The 2,606-nt window shown below is 33.3% G+C and carries 2 protein-coding genes; both read left to right on the top strand.

Features of this window, described 5'->3' with window-relative positions; all coding sequences use genetic code 11:
• Positions 1-104: 104 nt before the first annotated feature.
• Positions 105-908 carry a 16S rRNA (adenine(1518)-N(6)/adenine(1519)-N(6))-dimethyltransferase RsmA gene (gene rsmA, locus AC30RD_RS08260; RefSeq protein WP_489494004.1) on the top strand — a complete coding sequence of 268 codons (804 nt, stop codon included), beginning with the start codon at positions 105-107 and terminating at the stop codon, positions 906-908.
• The coding region (locus AC30RD_RS08265; RefSeq protein WP_489494005.1) for a ribonuclease J at positions 886-2,606 on the top strand (1,721 nt) is incomplete at its 3' end. The genes rsmA and AC30RD_RS08265, both read left to right, overlap by 23 nt.

Genomic DNA, 2,606 nt, shown 5'->3' on the forward strand with positions numbered 1-2,606 from the left:
CCATTTACCAATTCATAACTATTGACTTTTTCTTAAAAAATGATAATATTGCGACAAAAATAATCTAAATATAAGTATTCTTTTTGTATTATGAAGGGTCTGGCTTGGAAAATATAAAAGCTAAAAAAAAATTTGGACAAAATTTTTTAAAAGATGAAGCTATTTTAGAAAAAATCATCCAATCGATGCCCAATGATAAAAATATTATTGTAGAGATTGGGCCTGGATTAGGTGATTTGACAAAAAAGCTTATCACAAAGAGGGATGTGATAGCTTTTGAGATCGATAAAGATCTTTGTACTCTCCTTAAGAAAAAGTTTAAAGATGAAATAAAAAATAAAAAGCTCATCCTAAAATGCGGAGATGTACAAGATTTTTGGAAGAATAGTTTAGTTGATAAAGATTATGATTTAATTGCAAATCTCCCTTATTACGTAGCTACCAATATAATTTTGAAGGCTTTAAAAGATAAAAGATGCAAAAATATATTGGTTATGCTTCAAAGGGAGGTAGCTCAAAAATTTGCAGCAAAGAGCCAAGACAAGGAGTTCTCCTCTTTAGCGGTTTTAGCTCAAAGTAGCGGAAAAGTAGAAAAACTTTTTGATGTAGATCCGCACTCTTTTGAGCCTGCGCCAAAAGTTTTTTCATCTGTGCTTTTGATAAAAAAGGAAAGGAGTATTGATGATGAGGGGTTTGAAAAATTTTTAAAAATAGCTTTCTCATCACCAAGAAAAACACTTTTTAAAAACTTAAGCAAAATATATGATAAAAATGAATTAAAAAAGATTTTCGATCAACTAAACCTTCTTCCAAATATTAGACCTCATCAAGCTACCACATCCATCTATCACCAATTATACGAAATTTTAGAAAAAAGGAAGGTAGATGGAAAAGAGTCAAAACCTTAATCAAAAAAACTCAAAAATTACACCACAAAAATCAAAAAAACCTTTGGGATGGTATAGAGATATTAAAAAAGCTATAGAAGCAAACGAAAAGATACAAAAACAAAGGCTCAACCCAGATGCGAGGATAAATCTTCAGTCAAAAGCAAAAGTAAAAATTACTCCTCTTGGAGGACTTGGCGAAATCGGAGGAAATATAACCGTTATTGAAACGCAAAATAGTGCGATAATTATAGATATAGGTATGAGTTTTCCAACCGAAGATATGCATGGCGTTGATATTTTGGTTCCAGATTTTACATATTTAAGACAGATTAAAGACAAAATATCGGGTATAGTTATCACTCATGCCCATGAAGATCATATTGGAGCGGTTCCTTATCTTTTTAAGGAGATGCAATTTCCAATATATGGGACCCCTCTTCCTCTTGGAATGATCGCGAATAAATTTGATGAACATAATATGAGAAGCTATAAAAGCTATTTTAGATTTGTAGAAAAGAGAAAACCTATAAAAATCGGGGATTTTGAAGTAGAATGGATCCATATAACACACTCTATAATTGATGCTTCTGCTTTAGCGATCTCTTGTGATGCTGGAATTATTTTTCATACGGGTGATTTTAAAATCGATCATACCCCAATAGACGGATATCCCACAGACTTACATAGAATCGCCCATTACGGAGAAAAAGGAGTTTTAGCTCTTTTAAGCGACTCTACAAATTCTCATAATCCAGGAATAACAAAATCTGAAGCAAGTGTTGGACCTACATTTGACCTACTCTTTTCAAAAGCAAAGGGAAGAGTTATTATGAGCACTTTCTCTTCAAATATACATAGAGTTTATCAAGCGATAGACCATGCATTAAAATATAATAGAAAAGTTTGCGTTATCGGTAGAAGCATGGAAAGAAACTTAGAAACGGCAATGCAACTTGGATATATAAAATTAAATCAAAATATATTTATAGAGGCTCACGAACTAAATAGATATAGCGATAATGAGATTCTTATCGTAACAACGGGAAGCCAGGGTGAAACAATGAGCGCATTATATAGAATGGCTACTAATGAACATAGGCACGTAAAAATAAAACCCTCCGATACGATTATTATCTCGGCAAAAGCCATTCCAGGAAACGAAAGAAGCGTCTCAAGCGTTATAAATCTGCTTCAAAAATGTGGAGCAACGGTAGCGTATCAAGATTTTAGCGAAATACACGTATCCGGTCATGCCGCACAAGAGGAGCAAAAACTTATGCTTAGACTTACAAAACCAAAATTCTTTCTTCCAGTTCACGGAGAATATAACCATTTGATGAAACATAAAGAGACCGCGATAAAATGCGGCATACCTGAGAGAAATATATATCTTATGAGTGATGGGGATCAGATAGAATTAACGCCTAAATATATTAAAAAAGTAAAAACAGTCAGAACCGGAAAAGCCTACATCGATAACCAATTAAACGAAGAGATTGAGAGTGATGTTGTAATAGATAGGCAAAAAATGGCAACCGAAGGTATAGTCATGGTAGTGGCTCAAATATCAGAGGCGGATAAAAAATTGATAGATAAGCCAAAAGTTTCAAGCTTTGGGCTTGTCGCAGACAAATATGATAAACAGTTTGCCGCTGAGATTGAAGATGTTATAACCCACTTTTTGGAAAATATGAAACCAGAATTAATAAACGCTCC

The sequence above is a fragment of the Nitrosophilus sp. genome (assembly GCF_982775275.1).